Source organism: Candidatus Accumulibacter sp. ACC003, assembly GCF_907163085.1.
Taxonomy (GTDB): Bacteria; Pseudomonadota; Gammaproteobacteria; order Burkholderiales; family Rhodocyclaceae; genus Accumulibacter.
This window is the reverse complement of the sequence record NZ_CAJQTX010000007.1, coordinates 39,082-55,407: the sequence shown is the minus strand read 5'-3', so window position 1 is coordinate 55,407 and position 16,326 is coordinate 39,082. Positions and strand designations below refer to the sequence as shown.

The 16,326-nt window shown below is 64.1% G+C and carries 18 protein-coding genes; 6 read left to right on the top strand and 12 right to left on the bottom strand.

Annotated features, from left to right (window positions below; translation table 11 throughout):
- Positions 1–137: 137 nt before the first annotated feature.
- The 9 genes from QZ656_RS15665 to QZ656_RS15625 form a co-directional block, all read right to left on the bottom strand.
- The gene (locus QZ656_RS15665) at positions 138–911 is read right to left on the bottom strand and encodes a 5-oxoprolinase subunit PxpA (protein ID WP_291994269.1); all 774 of its coding nucleotides are present in this window, start codon (positions 909–911) and stop codon (positions 138–140) included.
- A 36-nt stretch (positions 912–947) separates the two neighbouring features.
- Positions 948–1,976, bottom strand: coding sequence for a biotin-dependent carboxyltransferase family protein (locus QZ656_RS15660; RefSeq protein ID WP_291994268.1), 1,029 nt, complete (start codon positions 1,974–1,976; stop codon positions 948–950).
- The gene (pxpB, locus tag QZ656_RS15655; protein ID WP_291994267.1) at positions 1,973–2,740 is read right to left on the bottom strand and encodes a 5-oxoprolinase subunit PxpB; all 768 of its coding nucleotides are present in this window, start codon (positions 2,738–2,740) and stop codon (positions 1,973–1,975) included. The genes QZ656_RS15660 and pxpB overlap by 4 nt, the downstream gene beginning before the upstream one ends.
- A gap of 201 nt (positions 2,741–2,941) precedes the next feature.
- On the bottom strand, positions 2,942–3,385 hold the full coding sequence (gene queD / locus QZ656_RS15650; protein ID WP_291994266.1) for a 6-carboxytetrahydropterin synthase QueD: 444 nt from the start codon (positions 3,383–3,385) through the stop codon (positions 2,942–2,944).
- Between the two features lie 144 nt (positions 3,386–3,529).
- Positions 3,530–3,967 carry a hypothetical protein gene (locus tag QZ656_RS15645; protein WP_291994265.1) on the bottom strand — a complete coding sequence of 146 codons (438 nt, stop codon included), beginning with the start codon at positions 3,965–3,967 and terminating at the stop codon, positions 3,530–3,532.
- Positions 3,968–3,979: 12 nt separating this feature from the next.
- The gene (locus QZ656_RS15640; protein ID WP_291994264.1) at positions 3,980–4,375 is read right to left on the bottom strand and encodes a CBS domain-containing protein; all 396 of its coding nucleotides are present in this window, start codon (positions 4,373–4,375) and stop codon (positions 3,980–3,982) included.
- Between the two features lie 71 nt (positions 4,376–4,446).
- Positions 4,447–4,794, bottom strand: a complete 348-nt coding sequence (locus QZ656_RS15635) for a transcriptional regulator (RefSeq protein WP_291994263.1) — start codon at positions 4,792–4,794, stop codon at positions 4,447–4,449.
- Positions 4,791–6,293, bottom strand: a complete 1,503-nt coding sequence (locus QZ656_RS15630; RefSeq protein WP_291994262.1) for a DUF1538 domain-containing protein — start codon at positions 6,291–6,293, stop codon at positions 4,791–4,793. Before QZ656_RS15630 ends, QZ656_RS15635 begins: the two co-directional genes overlap by 4 nt.
- A 380-nt stretch (positions 6,294–6,673) precedes the next feature.
- Positions 6,674–7,321 carry a tetratricopeptide repeat protein gene (locus QZ656_RS15625; RefSeq protein ID WP_291994261.1) on the bottom strand — a complete coding sequence of 216 codons (648 nt, stop codon included), beginning with the start codon at positions 7,319–7,321 and terminating at the stop codon, positions 6,674–6,676.
- Between QZ656_RS15625 and QZ656_RS15620 the strand changes: the two genes are divergently transcribed.
- The gene (locus QZ656_RS15620; RefSeq protein WP_291994260.1) at positions 7,313–7,618 is read left to right on the top strand and encodes a hypothetical protein; all 306 of its coding nucleotides are present in this window, start codon (positions 7,313–7,315) and stop codon (positions 7,616–7,618) included. The genes QZ656_RS15625 and QZ656_RS15620 overlap by 9 nt on opposite strands.
- Before the next feature lie 95 nt (positions 7,619–7,713).
- On the opposite strand, the gene QZ656_RS15615 is transcribed toward QZ656_RS15620, so the two are convergent.
- Positions 7,714–8,154 (bottom strand): hypothetical protein, encoded by a 441-nt coding sequence (locus tag QZ656_RS15615; RefSeq protein WP_291994259.1) that lies wholly within the window; start codon positions 8,152–8,154, stop codon positions 7,714–7,716.
- 256 nt (positions 8,155–8,410) lie between these two features.
- Here QZ656_RS15615 and QZ656_RS15610 point away from each other — a divergent pair, with 256 nt between their 5' ends.
- The 4 genes from QZ656_RS15610 (at position 8,411) to dinB (ending at position 13,040) form a co-directional block, all read left to right on the top strand.
- Positions 8,411–9,631, top strand: coding sequence for an IS110 family transposase (locus QZ656_RS15610; RefSeq protein WP_291991569.1), 1,221 nt, complete (start codon positions 8,411–8,413; stop codon positions 9,629–9,631).
- 396 nt (positions 9,632–10,027) lie between these two features.
- Positions 10,028–10,597, top strand: a complete 570-nt coding sequence (locus tag QZ656_RS15605) for a DOMON-like domain-containing protein (RefSeq protein ID WP_291994258.1) — start codon at positions 10,028–10,030, stop codon at positions 10,595–10,597.
- 23 nt (positions 10,598–10,620) lie between these two features.
- Positions 10,621–11,832 (top strand): DUF1343 domain-containing protein, encoded by a 1,212-nt coding sequence (locus QZ656_RS15600; protein WP_291994257.1) that lies wholly within the window; start codon positions 10,621–10,623, stop codon positions 11,830–11,832.
- Positions 11,833–11,867: 35 nt separating this feature from the next.
- Positions 11,868–13,040, top strand: a complete 1,173-nt coding sequence (dinB, locus tag QZ656_RS15595) for a DNA polymerase IV (RefSeq protein WP_291994687.1) — start codon at positions 11,868–11,870, stop codon at positions 13,038–13,040.
- 450 nt (positions 13,041–13,490) lie between these two features.
- Here the strand turns inward: dinB and QZ656_RS15590 are convergent, their stop codons facing one another.
- Positions 13,491–14,240 (bottom strand): ISAs1 family transposase, encoded by a 750-nt coding sequence (locus tag QZ656_RS15590; RefSeq protein WP_291994256.1) that lies wholly within the window; start codon positions 14,238–14,240, stop codon positions 13,491–13,493.
- Positions 14,204–15,277 carry a Druantia anti-phage system protein DruA gene (locus tag QZ656_RS15585; protein ID WP_291991588.1) on the bottom strand — a complete coding sequence of 358 codons (1,074 nt, stop codon included), beginning with the start codon at positions 15,275–15,277 and terminating at the stop codon, positions 14,204–14,206. Before QZ656_RS15585 ends, QZ656_RS15590 begins: the two co-directional genes overlap by 37 nt.
- A gap of 169 nt (positions 15,278–15,446) precedes the next feature.
- Between QZ656_RS15585 and QZ656_RS15580 the strand changes: the two genes are divergently transcribed.
- On the top strand, positions 15,447–16,274 hold the full coding sequence (locus QZ656_RS15580) for a PEP-CTERM sorting domain-containing protein (RefSeq protein WP_291994255.1): 828 nt from the start codon (positions 15,447–15,449) through the stop codon (positions 16,272–16,274).
- The last annotated feature ends 52 nt before the right edge of the window (positions 16,275–16,326 follow it).

The following is a 16,326-nucleotide window of genomic DNA, read 5'->3' as shown; positions in this document are numbered from 1 at the left end:
CCCCTGACTTGTTGGACGGTGCGGCCGGCAGCCCGTCGTGATCGCCGGTTCTGCCGCGCCTCGCGCCGCTCGCCGCTCGCTGCGGCGATGCCGATATTCTAAACCATCGCCGGGCAAATGGCAGCTTCGGCCGACCGCTAGAGCACTTCCGGAAGCGGCAGCAGGCGAATGCCGGCGGCGAGCAGCGAGGCGCGAATCGCGCTCGCTGCGGCGACCGCCTGCGGGCCGTCGCCGTGCACGCAGATACTGTGGAATTCGGTGCGAATCAGCTGCCCAGCAACGGTCACGATGCCTCCCGCATCGAGCATCCGCAAAACGTGCGCGACACACTCGTCGGCGCTATGCAGAAGCGCTCCGACCTGGCTGCGCGGCACCAGGTTGCCGCTTTCGCCGTAGGTTCGGTCGGCAAAGATCTCGGCAGCAACGCGCAAACCGAGCGCCTCGCCGGCGAACGCCAGCTTCGACAAGGCCGGCGCCAGGAGGATCAGCGATGGATCATGACTGCGAATTGCCGACACCACGCTGGTCGCCAGCGCCGTATCCTCACAGGCCATGTTGTTCAGCGCGCCGTGCGGCTTGACGTGCGTCAGCCGCCCTCCTTCGGCCTTGGCGATGCCGCTCAAGGCGCCGATCTGGTAGATCAGCATCGCTTCCAGCTCGGCTGCCGGGAGTTGCATCGCGCGCCGCCCGAAACCCTGCAGGTCGGGAAAAGACGGGTGCGCGCCAAGGCTGACGCCGGCCGCCAGCGCCCGCCGCACGGTACGACGCATGACCAGCGGATCGCCGGCGTGGAAGCCGCAAGCGATGTTGGCGGTGCCGACGATCCGCAGCAGTTCGGCATCGTTGCCCATTTGCCAGGCGCCAAAGCTTTCGCCGAGGTCGGCGTTGAGATTGATCGTTGCGCTGCTCATTGCTCACTCCTCATGGCGGTCAGCGATCGGGCGCCATCAACGGACTTGCGCATCGACCACACCGCTGACCAGATTGGCGTCGTAGATGGCTTTCAGATCGATCGCTCCGGGCTCGGCGAGCGGCCCGATGCCGGCGATCAGCGCGCGCAGCGCCGCCTCGTGTGCACGCGCCGCCAACTCGGCGGCGGCGACCGAAACCGCGGCAAAGTGCAGCGTCTGCCCCGGCGCCATCACCGCCAGGCGCGGCAGATCGGCCGAGATCACGGTGGCGATCTTCGGATAGCCGCCGGCGGTCTGGCCGTCGGCGAGCAGGACGATCGGCTGCCCCTGGCCGGGTACCTGAATCGAGCCCGGTACGGTCGCGTCCGAGGTGATTTCAACGCCTTTCTCCGGCCGATGCCGGAGCGGCCGGCCCTCGAGGCGAACACCCATGCGGTCGGCAGCGCTCGAAACCTGGTAAGCCTCGCTCAGCAAGCGCGCAATCGACGCCTCGTCAAAATAGTCATCCTGCGGACCGAGAACAACGCGAATCGGCGACGCGTCGGCGGCTGGCGACGCCTTCAGCATCATCTCGTCGCCGCTGCACGCGGCCGCGGTGAGGCGCGCTCCCGGCGCGAGCAAGCGCCCGTCAAGGCCGCCGAGAGCGGCGCGGGCGTCGGTCGAAGCGCTTCCGAGCTGCTGCGCAACGCGGATCCCGGCCAGCGCCAGGTAGCCCAGCCGACCATCGGCCAGCGCTGTGCAACGCAAGGTATCGCCAGGCGCGAGAGTGACGCTGCGCCAGGAATCGACGCGCCGATACTCGTCGGCGGTGCGCAGTTCGGCGGAAAAATGACCGGCCAGCGCGAGCCGTAACGGTGCTTCCAGCGCGCGCACCAGCAGGCCACCAGCGAAGAACTCGATCGCCGGCGCATCTTCTTCGTTGCCGAGCAGGGCGTTGGCCAGACGCAGCCAGCCCGCTGCCAGCGCCCCGGCGCGTGGCACGCCGACCTTGCGCAGACCATTACGACCGAGGTCCTGGATCGACGCCATCGCCCCCGGGCTGACGATTTCAAGGACGGCGCTCATCGCTCGGCAGCGCCGTCGAGCAACAGCCACTCCGGCGGCCGCGGCGAAGTGCGCGCCGCCGCCAGTTCGCCGAGCAGCGCCCGGTACTCGGCGTGCTCGACGGCGCGGAAGCTTACCCGGTCACCGGGCAACAACAGCGCCGCCTGCGGCCAGGTGGCAGAAAACAGCGGCACCGGGCAGGCGCCGATCAGGTGCCAGCCGCCCGGGCTCGCGGACGGGTAGATCGCCGTCAGCGTGCCGGCCGTCGCCACGCTGCCGGCCGGCACGCGCAAGCGCGGTTCGCTGCGACGGGGCCTGGAGAGTACGGCCGGCAGGTCACCCATGAACGGGAAACCAGGCAGGAAACCGAGCATATACACGTCGTAGGTCGCCTTCGAGTGCAGCCCGACCACCTCGGCCGGCGTCAGGCCGCAGGCCGCCGCCAGGTCATCAAGATCGGGCCCGCAAGCGGCGCTCTGATCGCCGTAGCAGACCGGCAATTGCCAGCGACGGCCGTGTGCTACCGACGCCGCAGCGGGCGGCCCGATGGCGGCCCGGATCGTCGGTTCGATTTCGCCACGGGTGGTGCGCAAGGGATCGTAAATGACCGTCAGCGAACGAAACGTCGGCACCGTTTCGACGACGCCGCACAGCTCGCCGCGGGCGACCAACCCCGCCAGCGCTTGATCAAGCGCGGCTACCGCCGCCAGCAGGCGCCGGTCGACGCCGTCGCCAAACTCGACGGTCAGCGCCGTGTCGCCACAATCGAGAATGCGAACGCTCATGCGCCGCTCGCTTCAAGACCGGCTGGTGGACGATGATCGCGGTGACGGCCGCCGGTCGTCGGCGCCGCTACGCACCACCGTGTATGCTCGTGGATGCCTACAAACTGTTCAGCTGTCATCGTCAAGGCCTTGCGATTCGTCCGCACGTGCCCATCGTACAAGAATCGGCGAGCTTGCCCAGCGCGAGCAAAGACTCTCAGTTTAGGCGCGAATCGCTTCGGCCCAGCAATTGGGCGTTTCGTAGAGACGCAGGCGCTCAAGGCGCAGATGATTACCGTAGGTATCGCGATAGACGGCGTCGAGAATCGCAAACGCCCGTTGGGCGAGATTTTCGGCGGTCGGTACGCAGTCGAGCAATACCGTCTTGTGTTCCGGCAGCGACTGCAGAAAGTCGACGATCGGCTGGTCACCGGCCCAGGCCAGGAAGGCGTGATCCCAGGCGTCGACCAGATGCTGCCGGGCGAGATCCTTGATCTCGGAGAAGTCCATCACCATGCCGTTGGCCGGGTCACCCGCCTGCTGGATAATCTCGCCGCCGAGCGTGATCTCGATCGCGTAGCGATGGCCGTGCAGATGGCGACACTGACTCTTGTGGTCGGGGATACGGTGGCCTGCATCGAATTCTAGACGGCGGGTGATAAGCATCGGGAAAAGGCAATGAAATGAGCGGCAATTATAGCACCGGCAATCATCGCTTCCTGGCCCTCGAGACGCGCCTGCAGCTGGCCGAAGCGCGCCACCGAGCGCTGCCCGCGCGCCCGACCGACGCCAACAAAACCGACGCTCGGCTCAGTCGCAGACGCTCACCCGCAGCGGCGTCATCTCCTTGTACAGCAGCGGCAGCGGTGCCTTGCGCGAAATCGTGATGATCCGCGTCCCTGGCGGGTGAATCAGGTGATAAGTCAGATACATGTGCGCGTCGCTGTCGCCGAGGAGCAGTTCGCGCAAGGCCGCGTAACCGGGATGCCCGAGAATGTTCTTCTGGTCGAAGGTTCGCTGGTTGAGACGCACCGATCGCGTGCGAAACTCGAGCTCGGGTTTGTTGGCACCGAGCAGTTCGTGCGTCAGCAGGCGCCGAATGTCGGGCAGGACGACGACGCCGACGGCGTCGGCGCCGACCAACCACTCGACCGCACGACCTTCACCACCAGGGTCGGGGGCGTGCTCGCCGAAAGCCTGGCACCAGCGGGGAATGTAGGCTGAATAGCGTCGAATGTTCTTTTCCATGGCCGGGCCGTTCTATTTTTCCTGCGTTGCCCGGTCGATCAGACTGGCCACCACATCGGTATCTGAAACGAAGCCCTGCAGATCGTTGTTGTCGATCACCAGCACGCTCTTCACCGCATACTGGATCATCAAGCGCGCCAGATAACGGACCTCGAGATGCTGCGAGACCTGCAGCGCCGGCTTCTGCGCGATGTCATAGACATTGAGCAGGTCGATGTCGCCATCGTCGGCGATGACCGCCCTGGCGACGTCGCGATAGGCGATAAGGCCGTGCGCATCGCCAGAATGGCGCTTTTCGACAACCAGCGATTTGACGCCGCGCGCCTTCATCATCATCAAGGCTTCGCGCACGGTCGCCAGCGGGCTGATGGTGATGACGTCCTTCTTCATGATTCCGGCAACCAACATGACTACAGCTCCTTCATCCAATGATCATACTCGGTAATCGACACGGCAGCCGGGTGACGGCTCGAACCGGCTCACATGCCCTCCTCGACTTCACGGCGGAAGAGCTTCATTTGCTCCAGGCCAATGCCAACGACGCTGCCCAGCGCGATCGAAAACGCCAGTCCGCCGCCGGGAAGTTCGAGCTTCATCTGTAGCTTGACCGCCTTGAGGATGCGCATCGCCATTTGTTGTTCGGTCACGCAGAGCAGCAGCGACTCCTTGCGCTCGAGGCCAAGGCCGAGAAAGGTCTTGCGCTCGTTGTGTCGCAAGCCCTTGCCCTTGAGGATGGTGATACCGGCCGCGCCGGCTAGCTTGAGCACCTCGACCGCACGATTCTCGTCCTCGTCCGGGACGATCAGCACAACAGCAGAAAATTTCATGGTGTTCTCTCCTTGGCCTGTTTCCTTGGCGTCAGCAGCAAGGTAGCGATGATGCCGTAGGACATGACGATAATCATTGGTAGCAATGAGGCGAAGGCAATCAGGCCAAAACCGTCGATCATCGGATCGCGGCCCGGCGTCCGTTCGGCGAGGCCAACGCCGAGTGCCGTCACCAGCGGCACGGTCACCGTCGAGGTCGTCACGCCACCGCAGTCGAAAGCGATCGGGATGATGAAGCGCGGCGCCAGCCTGGTCATGGCGATCACCAGCAGGTAACCCGGGATCAGCCAGTAGGCGATAGGCGTGCCGTCGACGATGCGCGCACAGCCGATGACCAGGCCAACGCCGACGCCGATCGAAACCAGGGTCCGCAGCCAGAAGCCCTTGAGCTGACCCAGGCTCACTTCGTCGGCCTTGATCGACAGGGCAATCAGCGCCGGTTCGGCCATGGTGGTGGCGAAACCGATCAGGAAGCCATAAAGGTAGAGCACCCACATCGCCGCGCCGTCCTGCATCAGGCCGCTGGTCATTTCGTCGCCGAGCGGGAACAGTCCGACCTGCAGTCCTTCGTCAAACAGGTACAGGCCGACCGCCACGAAGAGCATGCCGACCGCCAGGCCCTTGGGGTCGGCGAGCGGCCGCCGCAGGATCACGAAACTCGAAAACAGGACGACGGCGATGATCGGCAACAGATTCTTGACCATCCCCAGGAAGTTGCCGAGCAGCGCCCAGGCCGTCAACTGATGCTCGTCGTCGGTGGGCATCAGCAGCACAGCGGTACCATGGTCGGCCGGGACAAAGAACACGATGCCATAGAGCTGGATGACGATCATCGGCGCCAGCGCGCCGAAAGCGATCAGACCGAAGCCGTCGAGCATCGGATTGCGGCCACGGATGGTCGCTGCCAGGCCAACGCCCATCGCTGTCAGCAGCGGCGCCGTCACCGTCGAAGCGACGACGCCACCCGAATCGAAAGCCAGGCCAACGAGTTCGGGCGGCGACAAGGCTGTCAGGCCGACGACGATCAGGTAGCCGGGAATCAGGTATAGCGCGATCGGATGCCCGAGGACGATACGCCAGACGCCGACCATTATCGCCAGGCCGACAGCCAGGGCGGCGACCATGCGCAAGGTCATTGCGCCCATACTACCGCCCGAAACCACCTCGGCTTTGTAGGCGACGGCCATCAGCGCCGGTTCGGCGGCCACCGAGGCGAAGCTGATGCAGAAAGCGAAAGCCATCAGCCACAGAAACGAGCCACGACGAGCAAAATCGAAAGCCATCGTCTCGCCGGCCGGAAAGATCGCCGCGTCCAGCCCTTTGACGAACAATGCCAGGCCAATCAGAACGGCGGCAAAGCCGCCGATCAGCGCGCCCGGGTTATCGGGCATGCGCTGGATGAAAAATCCCTGGAAAATGGCGACGACGATCAGCGTCGGCGCCAGGTCCCGCGCCGCATCTTGCAGGAGTTCCCGGATCAGGCGCAGCAGCGAACCCATGCGCGCCCTAGATCGCGATCGCTTCCCGCAAGGCGGGATTGAGCAGTAGTGGCGGGGTCTGGCGCGGCTGGGTCATCGGCTCTTTAAAAGGTCAGTCGAAGGATAGCCGTCGTCGGCAGGAAGCCAAATCATGCCGCAGATCGCTCCCTACGGCAAGGCTGCCGGCATGAAACCCCCGGAATTCCATGCGCCTCGCCGCTTCCCGACCACAGGTCGCTCGCCAGGCAAAGATGATGCAAAAAAGATATGACAGGCGCGGTGCTCGCAAGCCGCAGCGGCGGCGCCGTCTGGCGACCGCAGGGCCTCGGGAAAATCAGAGCCGGGATGCCGCTTCGCCGCATCGTCGAGGCAGCCAGGTCAGCGGACCGCCGGCCACTCGTTCAAAAGGGCATCTCGGGGAGCAGCGGCCCGAGATCATCCTGGCGGCCAGCCTCGCGCACCAGCCTGGCCGCCAGCCGCGGATCGAAGCCGGCCAGCCGCTCGACGACACGCTCGAAGTCCGGATGACGCTGCGCACGGTGACAAGCCATGCCCCACAGATAGCAGGCCTCGCCGTGCAGCGGTTGCAGTTCGACAGCACGGGCGAAGGCCTCGGCGGCGGCCGCATGCTGGCCCAGACGGGCGTGCGCCAGACCCATGCCGTACCACGCGCAATCGAGCGCCGGCTTGCGCCGAAGCGCTTCCGAAAAGGCGTCGATCGCCGCCAGCGAGCGACCCGCCTGCTCGAGAACGAAGCCGTGGTTGTAGTGCGTGTCGGCGTCGTCCGGGGCCAGCCGCAGACATTCGCTGAACCACTTCTCGGCGAGCGCATGGCGCTGCTGGCCGGCAGCGATACACGCCAGATGCCGTGCCGACCGCAGATCATCGGGCTGGCGGCGAACAGCAATCAGATACTCGGCGAAAGCCTTTTCCTCGCGCTCGAGGAATTGCCAAAGCGAGGCACGGGCATAATGTCGCCAATACTCGAAATCCATCAGCAAGCCCGCCGCTTCCGTAGAAAAAAGTAGCGTCAAGATACCATGAGCCATCCCGACGTGTTCATCGTCAGCATTTTGCGCGCGCTGATCGAAGTTGCGCTTTTCGCGCTGCTCGGTCAGGGGGCGGTCGCGCTGCTGGCCGGTGCCAGGCGGGCGAGCAATCCGATCTATCTGCTGTTCACCACCGTCACCCGGCCGGTGATCCGCGTGACGCGTTGGCTGGCGCCGAAGCTGATTGTCGACCGACACCTGCCCTGGCTGGCGTTCTTCGTGACTTTCTGGCTGTGGATCGTCCTCGCCTGGGTCAAGCGCGTGCTTTGCGAGTCGCACGGATTGGTGGGCTGCTGATAAAGACCGTTCGCGGCGATCCGCCATGCACCTCCATCGTCACCCGACGAGGGCCACGCGCCCCGCCAGAAAAGCCACCGCAATAGCTGACCGTGTCAGCGAGAAAACACGAGTTCATGGGCCACGCTGGATTGATCGGACGTTGACTTCACGGCGAAGTATTTGTCCCCGGACTTGAAAATGAATCGACACCATTGCTCTGTTTTCCTCTTCCATTCCAGAAGGACGCAATACGTGCCATTGTCAGCCAGTTGCCAAGTTCCACGGGCAGTGGCATTTCGTGTGGTGCTCGGATCGCCACGATTGTCCGAGGACGCGAGCAGACTACCGTCGGCAACGTTCTCCCAAAGCCGGGTGGAACCCTGCACGGTTCGGCTTTCCACCTTTGCCCCCGGAAGAAGTGCGTGCAGCTCATCCTTCGATAGCTGCGTCGCACCTCCGGCGTGGAGATCGCTCAGTCGCAAGGCGCTCGATTGCTGCCCGAGAACCTGGCTTGAAGCGCAAACCAGGAGAATGGCGGCGAGGACTGTTCTCATGACTAACGGTCATTGCGTGAGGCGGCTCGCGCCACCCCGGATGATGAAAGAAAATACGAGTGGGTGGAAACGGCAGAGGTCGAGCAATGAGATGGTGGTTGGACCCCGATGCCTAACGTGACCCGCTGAACCGACTCGTACCCCGGATTGCCTCGTAGAGAGCGCACGGTAAAAAGGCCGCAGGGGCAACCCTGCAGGTTGTTTCGGTCAAGCGCCGTTCCCACCCGTTCGTGACTTTACGGGAAAGGAGTAACGGATGGAACTGGCGAAACTGTACAAGCGTGTCGTCGGGCTGGACGTTCATCAGGCGAAGATCACGGCCTGTGCGATCACGGAAGATGAGGCCGGCCAGACGAGTGTCGAGTTGGCCGAGTTTGGTGGTTTCAAGCGTGACCGCCAGGCGATGGCGCAATGGGTGGCCGCTCACGGCGCCGAGATGGTCGTCATGGAGAGCACCGGCATCTACTGGAAGAGTCCGCATGCGGCGCTGGAACAGGTCGGCATCGTCGCGACGGTCGTCAATGCGCGGCACGTGAAGACCGTACCTGGCCGCAAGACGGACTGGGCGGATGCGCAGTGGCTGGCGATGCTGGCGCGAGCCGGCATGCTACGCGCGTCCTTTGTGCCGCCGGCACAGTTTCGGGCTTTGCGCCACGTCGGGCGACAACGCCAGCAGCTGGTCGGCATCCTTTCGAGCGAGAAGAACCGCGTGCACAAGATCCTCTCCGACGGCGGCATTCGTTTGTCGGTGGTGGTGAGCGACATCCACGGCGTCGCCGGGCGGGCGATGGTCAAGGCGCTGATCGCCGAGCACTCTCCCGCCGAGGTGTTGATGCTCGCCGGCAACCGTCTCAAGGCCGACCGTACGGAACTGCTCGACGCGCTCGACGGCGAACTCACCGCCGACCACCGCTTCGTGCTGCATGAATTGATCGCGCACGTCGAGGAGCTCGAACGCCGTATCGATCGTTTCGACCAGTATCTGCTCGATCAACTGACACCCTACCGAAGCACGCTGGCATTGATGCAGACCATCCCCGGCATCGACGCCGTCGGTGCCGCCTTGCTGCTGGTCGAGATCGGTAATGACATGAGCGCCTTCGGCTCGGTTGATCGACTGGCCTCATGGGTGGGCATTTGTCCTGGCAACAACGAGTCCGCCGGCAAGCGAAAGACCGGACGGATACGAAAAGGTAACCCCTGGGTCCGACGCCTGCTTTGCCAGTTCGCGCACGCGGCCAGTCGGACGCGATGTGCTTTCAAGTCCAAGTTCGAGGCGCTTCGCTTGCGACGAGGGCATAAGCGCGCCATCGTCGCCATCGCCCACAAGATTCTCAAAACGGTCTTCCTGTTGATCAGCCGACAGACGCACTACCGGGACTCGGCAACCGACTTCGAAGCCCTATCTGTTGCACGCAACGCCCCTCGCTGGTTGAAGATGCTCAAGAAGCACGGTTTTATCCCCGCTGCCGCCTGAGCTACTCTTCCCGCCTGTTGCTCTCAATGGCATCAAGTGCCAGAGATTCGCTCGCCTTCAGGAGGGTGTTCTTTCACGGTAACTCCTTTCAGGTGATGAGCCCGGATCAAGTGGTCCCCGAGCGTGGCGCAACTCCAATGCCCCGCATCCGGCATCACGGTCCACCAATCACGGCCGGCAGGTGGCGTTGCCATCAAGCACGGAGGCCCCGGAAGTCACTCTTGATTGTAGCCGTCGAGGACCGCGGATCAAGCGCCTTCTTGCATGCCTGGAAACGCCCGGTAGACGTTCCACTCCGGGGCGCTCCGGACTGAGCAAGAAAGCGGCGAAGCCCGGAAGAAACACCGCTGAAACGGCTAGAATCCACTACTGACCTGCTTCCTCGACAAGCGACCGATGTTCCCGACCGAATTCACCCTGACCCTTTGCCCGCATCCCGCCACTCCGGCAGCGGTGATCCGCAGGCTCGAAGTTCACGCCGAACGCCGCGCCGACGGAGGTCTCGATCTGGCCTGGTGTCTGCGCGGCGACATGGCGCGCTTGTCGATCCCGGCGCCGGCGACGCCGGGCTGCGCCGACGAGCTTTGGCAACACACGTGTTTCGAGGCCTTCGTCGGCGTCACCGGCGACGCGGCCTACCGCGAATTCAACTTCTCGCCGTCGGGTCAGTGGGCAGCCTACGCGTTCGCCGGCTATCGGCAACGCGACGAAACGGTGGCGCTGCTGACGCCGCCACAGATCACCGCCCGGCTGTTTGCCGGCCGCCTCGAATTCGAGGCGAGCATGGCGCCGGCGATGCTGCCGGCGACGCCAGCCGGAAGCAGGCTGCAGCTTGCTCTGGCGGCGGTGGTCGAAGCCAGCGACACGGTTGACGGCAGCCATAGCTATTGGGCTCTGCGCCATCCGGCGGCGCACCCCGATTTTCACCATCGCGATGGTTTCGCCATTGCACTGGCGGCGCCGTAAGACGCCGCCTGAAGGAAACACCGATGCCCCCGATCGACTTCGGACTCGACCGCCTGCTCAAGGACCCGCAGCTGCGCAGGCCGCTGCATGGCCGCCGTCTGGCACTGGTCGCCCACCCCGCTTCGCTGACCGCTGACCTGACGCACGCCGTCGACGCGCTGGCCGCGCTGCCCGATCTGCACTTGACGGCGGCCTTCGGACCGCAGCACGGCTTGCGCGGCGACAAGCAGGACAACATGGTCGAGTCAGCCGACTTCGTCGACCCGACGCACCACATCCCGGTCTTCAGCCTGTACGGCGCCGTCCGTCGGCCGACGCCAGCGATGATGGACAGCTTCGACGTGCTGCTGATCGACCTGCAGGATCTCGGCTGCCGCATCTATACCTTCATCACCACGCTGCGCTACCTGCTCGAAGCCGCCGCCGCGCACGGCAAGGCGGTCTGGATACTCGACCGCCCAAACCCGGTCGGACGCCCGCTCGAGGGATTGCTCCTGCGCCCAGGCTGGGAAAGCTTTGTCGGCGCCGGCGTGCTGCCGATGCGGCACGGCCTGAGCATGGGCGAACTGGCGTGCTGGTTCGTCAGCACGCTCGCCCTCGACGTCGAGTGCACGGTGATCGACATGCACGGCTGGGATCCTGAAGCGGCGCCCGGTTACGGTTGGCCGCTTGGCGAGCGGAGCTGGGTCAATCCCAGCCCGAACGCGCCGAACGTCTCGATGGCGCGCTGCTACGCCGGCACGGTAATGCTCGAAGGCAGCACGCTTTCCGAGGGGCGCGGTACGACTCGGCCGCTGGAGCTCTTCGGCGCACCCGACATCGACGCCGGCCGGCTGATCGCGACGATGTACGCGCTCGCCCCCGACTGGCTGCGCGGCTGCCGCTTGCGTGCATGCTGCTTCGAGCCAACCTTCCACAAGCACGCCGCCAAGCTCTGCCACGGCGTCCAGATTCACGTCGACGATGGCTCCTACCAGCACGCCGGCTTTCGACCGTGGCGACTGCAGAGTCTGGCCTTCAAAGCGCTGCGGCAACTGCAACCCGACTACCCGCTGTGGCGCGACTTCGCCTACGAGTACGAACACGAGCGACTGGCGATCGACCTGATCAACGGCTCGCCGCTACTGCGCGAATGGGTCGACGACCCGGCGGCGACGCCGGCCGACCTCGACGCCTTGAGCCGCGCCGACGAAGACGCCTGGCAGCTGACGCGGCAGAAGTTCCTCCGCTATTGACCCCGGCCGACGGCGTTTCAGCGCTGCCGCCCGGGATGCCAGCGCGGCGTATCGCCCATCTCGACATGGACGCCTTCTACGCGTCTGTCGAACTGCTGCGCTACCCGGAACTGCGCGGCCAGCCTGTGGTCATTGGCGGCAGCCGCGACCAACAAGCACTGCAGCTCGCCGACGGCCACCGTCGCTTTACTCGCCTGCGCGATTACGCCGGGCGCGGGGTGATCACCACGGCGACCTACGAAGCGCGCGCACTCGGCGTATTTTCCGCGATGGGGATCATGAAAGCCGCCAGACTGGCGCCGGAGGCGATTCTGCTGCCGGTCGACTTCGCCGCCTATCGCCACTACTCGCGCGTTTTCAAGGCCGCCGTCGCGCAGCTCGCGCCAGAGATCGAAGACCGTGGCATCGATGAGATCTACGTCGACCTGAGCACCCTCGCCGGCGCCACCCGGCCGCTCGCCCAACAGATCAAGGACGCCGTCCGCGCCGCCACCGGCCTGTCGTGCTCGATCGGCGTCGCGGCCAACAAGCTGCTCGCCAAAATCGCCTCCGACCTCGACAAACCCGACGGCCTGACGATCATCGAGCCGGCCGACGTCGCGCAGCGGATCTGGCCGCTGCCGGTGCGCAAGATCAACGGTATCGGCCCCAAGGCGAGCGACCGCCTGGCGACGCTGGCCATCCACACGATCGGCGAACTGGCGCACGCCGAAGCGAGCACCCTGCGCCAGCACTTCGCCGACGGCTACAGCAGCTGGCTGCACGCGGCGGCGCATGGCATCGACGAGCGACCGCTGATCACCTCGTCGGAACCGAAATCGATCAGCCGCGAGACGACCTTCGACCGTGACCTGCATCCGCGCCACGACCGGGCGACACTCGGCGAAATTTTTACGGCGCTGTGCACGCGCGTCGCCGAAGACCTGCGACGCAAAGACCTGCTCGGCCGAACGGTCGGCATCAAGCTGCGCTTTGCCGACTTTCAAACCGTCACCCGCGACCTGACGCTGGCCGCCGCCACCGCCGATCCGCAAGCCATCCGCCGCGCCGCCGGCGAATGCCTGCGCCGGATCCCACTCGACCGCAAGCTGCGACTGCTCGGCGTACGCGTCAGCGCGCTGGCGCGCCGGCGGACGGCGGAAGATTTGACGTCGCCACGGCAGGGCGAGCTGGCGCTGAGCGGGCCGCTTGAGGAGTACGGCGGCTGAGCCGCAACGACACCGCCCGAGTGTTGCCGACACGCTCGCAACGCCCGCGTGAAACCCCTCCATAAATGCTGATATAACTTGAATTTTCCGTGAAAAACTGTCGGAATTTTTTACACTTGCCCGAACGCGACGGCGGTCAGCTTCGCCCAAAAATCGCCACGCCATTGTTTCGTCAACCATTTCACTTAGCGGGCGCAATTCCTGCTTTATGAAACCACGGTCAGCATTTCGAGCACGGCGCCACGAAACGGCGCCAACCCGCTGACCCGCCTGCGAGCGCGCGGGCAACGTTGGATTGGCGGAATGTCTTGATTGGTAAACCTGACTGCCTCATTTCTCATCGCTTGGCAAGCCAATCCGTCAAATGCGTTAGTGACCAACTCAATGGAGGCGAACCAATGACTCATCAGCAGACGTACACCACACGGTAAATTTGTTCTCGTGCCGGGATCAAGGTGATACGTGGCCTGTAGAATTTTTGGTCATGCGCAGGTAGTCGAAGACCAATCGGATGTTGCGGTTGAGGTGGCGCATTTTTTCGGAAATGCTGGTTTTGCCGTCGGAGAAGTGGTGCAGGATTCCGACGGCAAAGCGGCGCAGGCGTGACATGTTCTCGGGTCCGTAACCAGTCCGAATACGGCTACGGTCCTCGTCGTAGTTCCAGTCGATGACGTAGTGACAGCGGTTCTCTATCGACCAATGGCCGCGATTGATGGCGAGGATTTGCTGTGGGCTGGCCTGTTCTGGAGGGCGACTGGTGATCCCGAGAGCGATTTCGTGCGTCCGCTTGCCGCTCTTCTTGTGCAGCACTTCGCGCTCGATCAAGAACACCTGGCCGACATGCGGGAAGTCGAGATAGGCGTTGAGGGCATTGCTGCACCAAATACGCCGAGTCTCGATCCGACCATGGTCAGGTGGCGAAACCGCCACGAAGTCTGCCCCCTTCCGATCCTGGAAGAGGAGCGCGATATCGGCTTGCAGTGTTGGCTGATTGCCTTTGACCGTGAAGTGATAGTGCGCCTTGCGCTCCACCAGGTAGGTCGCCAGCTTGCGCTGTGTCAGTAGCGCGTCGGCGGTGATGTCCTTGCCCTGAATATCGATCGCATCGAGCAGGGGTATGAACATCCCGATTTCATTGGTCTGCTTGAGCTCGTCCCCGCCATTTACGGGCAAGGTGCCGACTTTTTTTGGGTGTGACACACGCCGGTCTGATGCCCGACCACGCTCATGATGTGTGCTTGCTGACCGTGCTCGTCATGGGCATTGCGCATGGTCTTGCCGTCGACCGCCAGACTGGGGTCGTCTTGAGCATAGGCCTTGTTCCACTGCTGACACGCTTGATCGAGCGCCATGGGATCGACACGGATCAGGACGTCACGAATGATGAACTCGCTGGGTACGCGGTAAACGCCCTTCTCGCGACGACAGCGGAAACGCTCGCGTGCTTTCGGTGTGAGGTCTTTGGCCCACCCGGCGATGGCTTTGTAGCCCCGCATTCCGCACAAGACCGCCGCCGTGGCGATGGCCAGAACGGCAGGAAGGGGGTGACGCCTTCCTTGCGCGCGCCGCGGGTCGGCGATGCCGGCAAAGAAATCGGGAAGCGTGCGCATCTGTTCGGCGGTGAGCATCATCCTGGGCGCTCCTGTGCGATAGCGGGGGTTGAGTATCGAGCGGGAAAGTTGGCCGCGAGCGTCCGCCTGCAAGGGGCGAACAAAGACAACTTTGGGCGACGTCGGGTGGGCGCTGTAGCCTTCTCGGGTGCGGCGAAAGCCTTGCGTCAGCCCCAGAGGCGTCCAGTTCGCGGCGCGATAGACGGTCCCCTGGAAGCGCGAGGGGTCCACAAAGGTCTCCAGCAGTAACAGCGGCTTCCCGAAATGCGCCTGCCAATCCTCGGCGACCCGTCGCTCGCACAGCGAGAGCACCTTGGAGCCGAGATTGGGGTAATGCCAATCGGGAAGGATCAGAAAGCGACTGTTGTTGGCGACCAGGCCCAAGCGATCGTACTGATGCCGATAGTCCCAGCCGATCCAGCGGTCACGAACGCCGCATTTCCAGGCCGCCGCAGAGAAACTCAGCAGGGCCGTCCACTTTTCGCCGTAGGTGGCCACGTACCAAAGCGTGTGCCCGATCTTCGCCAGGTCGCCCAGGTAGTGATGCTCTGCCATCAACTCCCGATAGCGAGCCTCTTCGCTCTTGCCCACCAAGCGAACACGCAATGCACCAAGAACGCTTTCCATGCGCCATTTATACGGACTTCCGGCGCAGATGTCCAGGGGGAAGAACTAACTGCTTGATTGCCCGTGCGTTGCCTGAGAGGACAAATCCACCCTGACGTACACCAAGAGAGGCCTTGACTTTCTCATCGCTGCCGTGGCCATGCTATCGTCAGCAACGGCTGTCGCCACAGTGGTCGTTGACATCCCCGCCAGCACCTCCTGGCAGCAGGCCATCAGCGCCGGCAACATCGTCCCTTCGGCGAACGGCGACAACCTGACGCAGGCGGCTCTGGAATTCTACGTTCCCCAAAACGTTCCCCTGGCCGTTGTCGGAGCGACGCTAGCGCCGGATGTGCAGATAAGTGACGGCCAGACGACGATTGACAACACGCTAGCGATGTCATGGGACCTGCCAACGAGCAATGCCCTTGCCATTGCCTGGTGGGACTACCGGTTCGGCACGCCGGTTAACATGCAGACCGGCAGCAGCATGATCCATTTCTCCGTCTATCCACCGCCCGGCGTCTGGGACTTGTCACTCGAACTGATTGATGGCAATGGCCGTTCCCGGGGGTGGTTCCGGTTTGGACCCGCCAACGTGTGGGACACCTTCTGGATCAGCCCGAACTTGGGCTTGCAGAACCCGTTCTCGTTCTACTGGAGCGACCCGCTGTTCGACATCACGCAGGTGGTTGCCGTCCGCTTTGACGAATCCGGGATGTTCAGCCAGCCGTTCCCCATCAACCCGACTGGCATGGGTCCTGCTTGGAATGCCTGGAATAGTCTCAGAATCGAAGTGCCCGAACCGACAAGTCTGGCGCTGATCGGCTTGAGCCTGGCCCTTCTGGGAATCGTCAGCCAGCACAGACGGGCCGTTTGCCGGCGATCACCGACAGACGGCACGTGCTTGCCAGAGAGGCACAACACCAGCGCTTGGCGTGCCCCGGATGATCAGCAGGCGCGTCGTTCCCGCCTGGCTATTCGTCAGCCCGAACACTCGATGCGCATGGAACGCTGACACGCCTGGCGCTGCCCTGCCTGCCCGCAGCGCTGCTCGGTCGGCCGCTAGC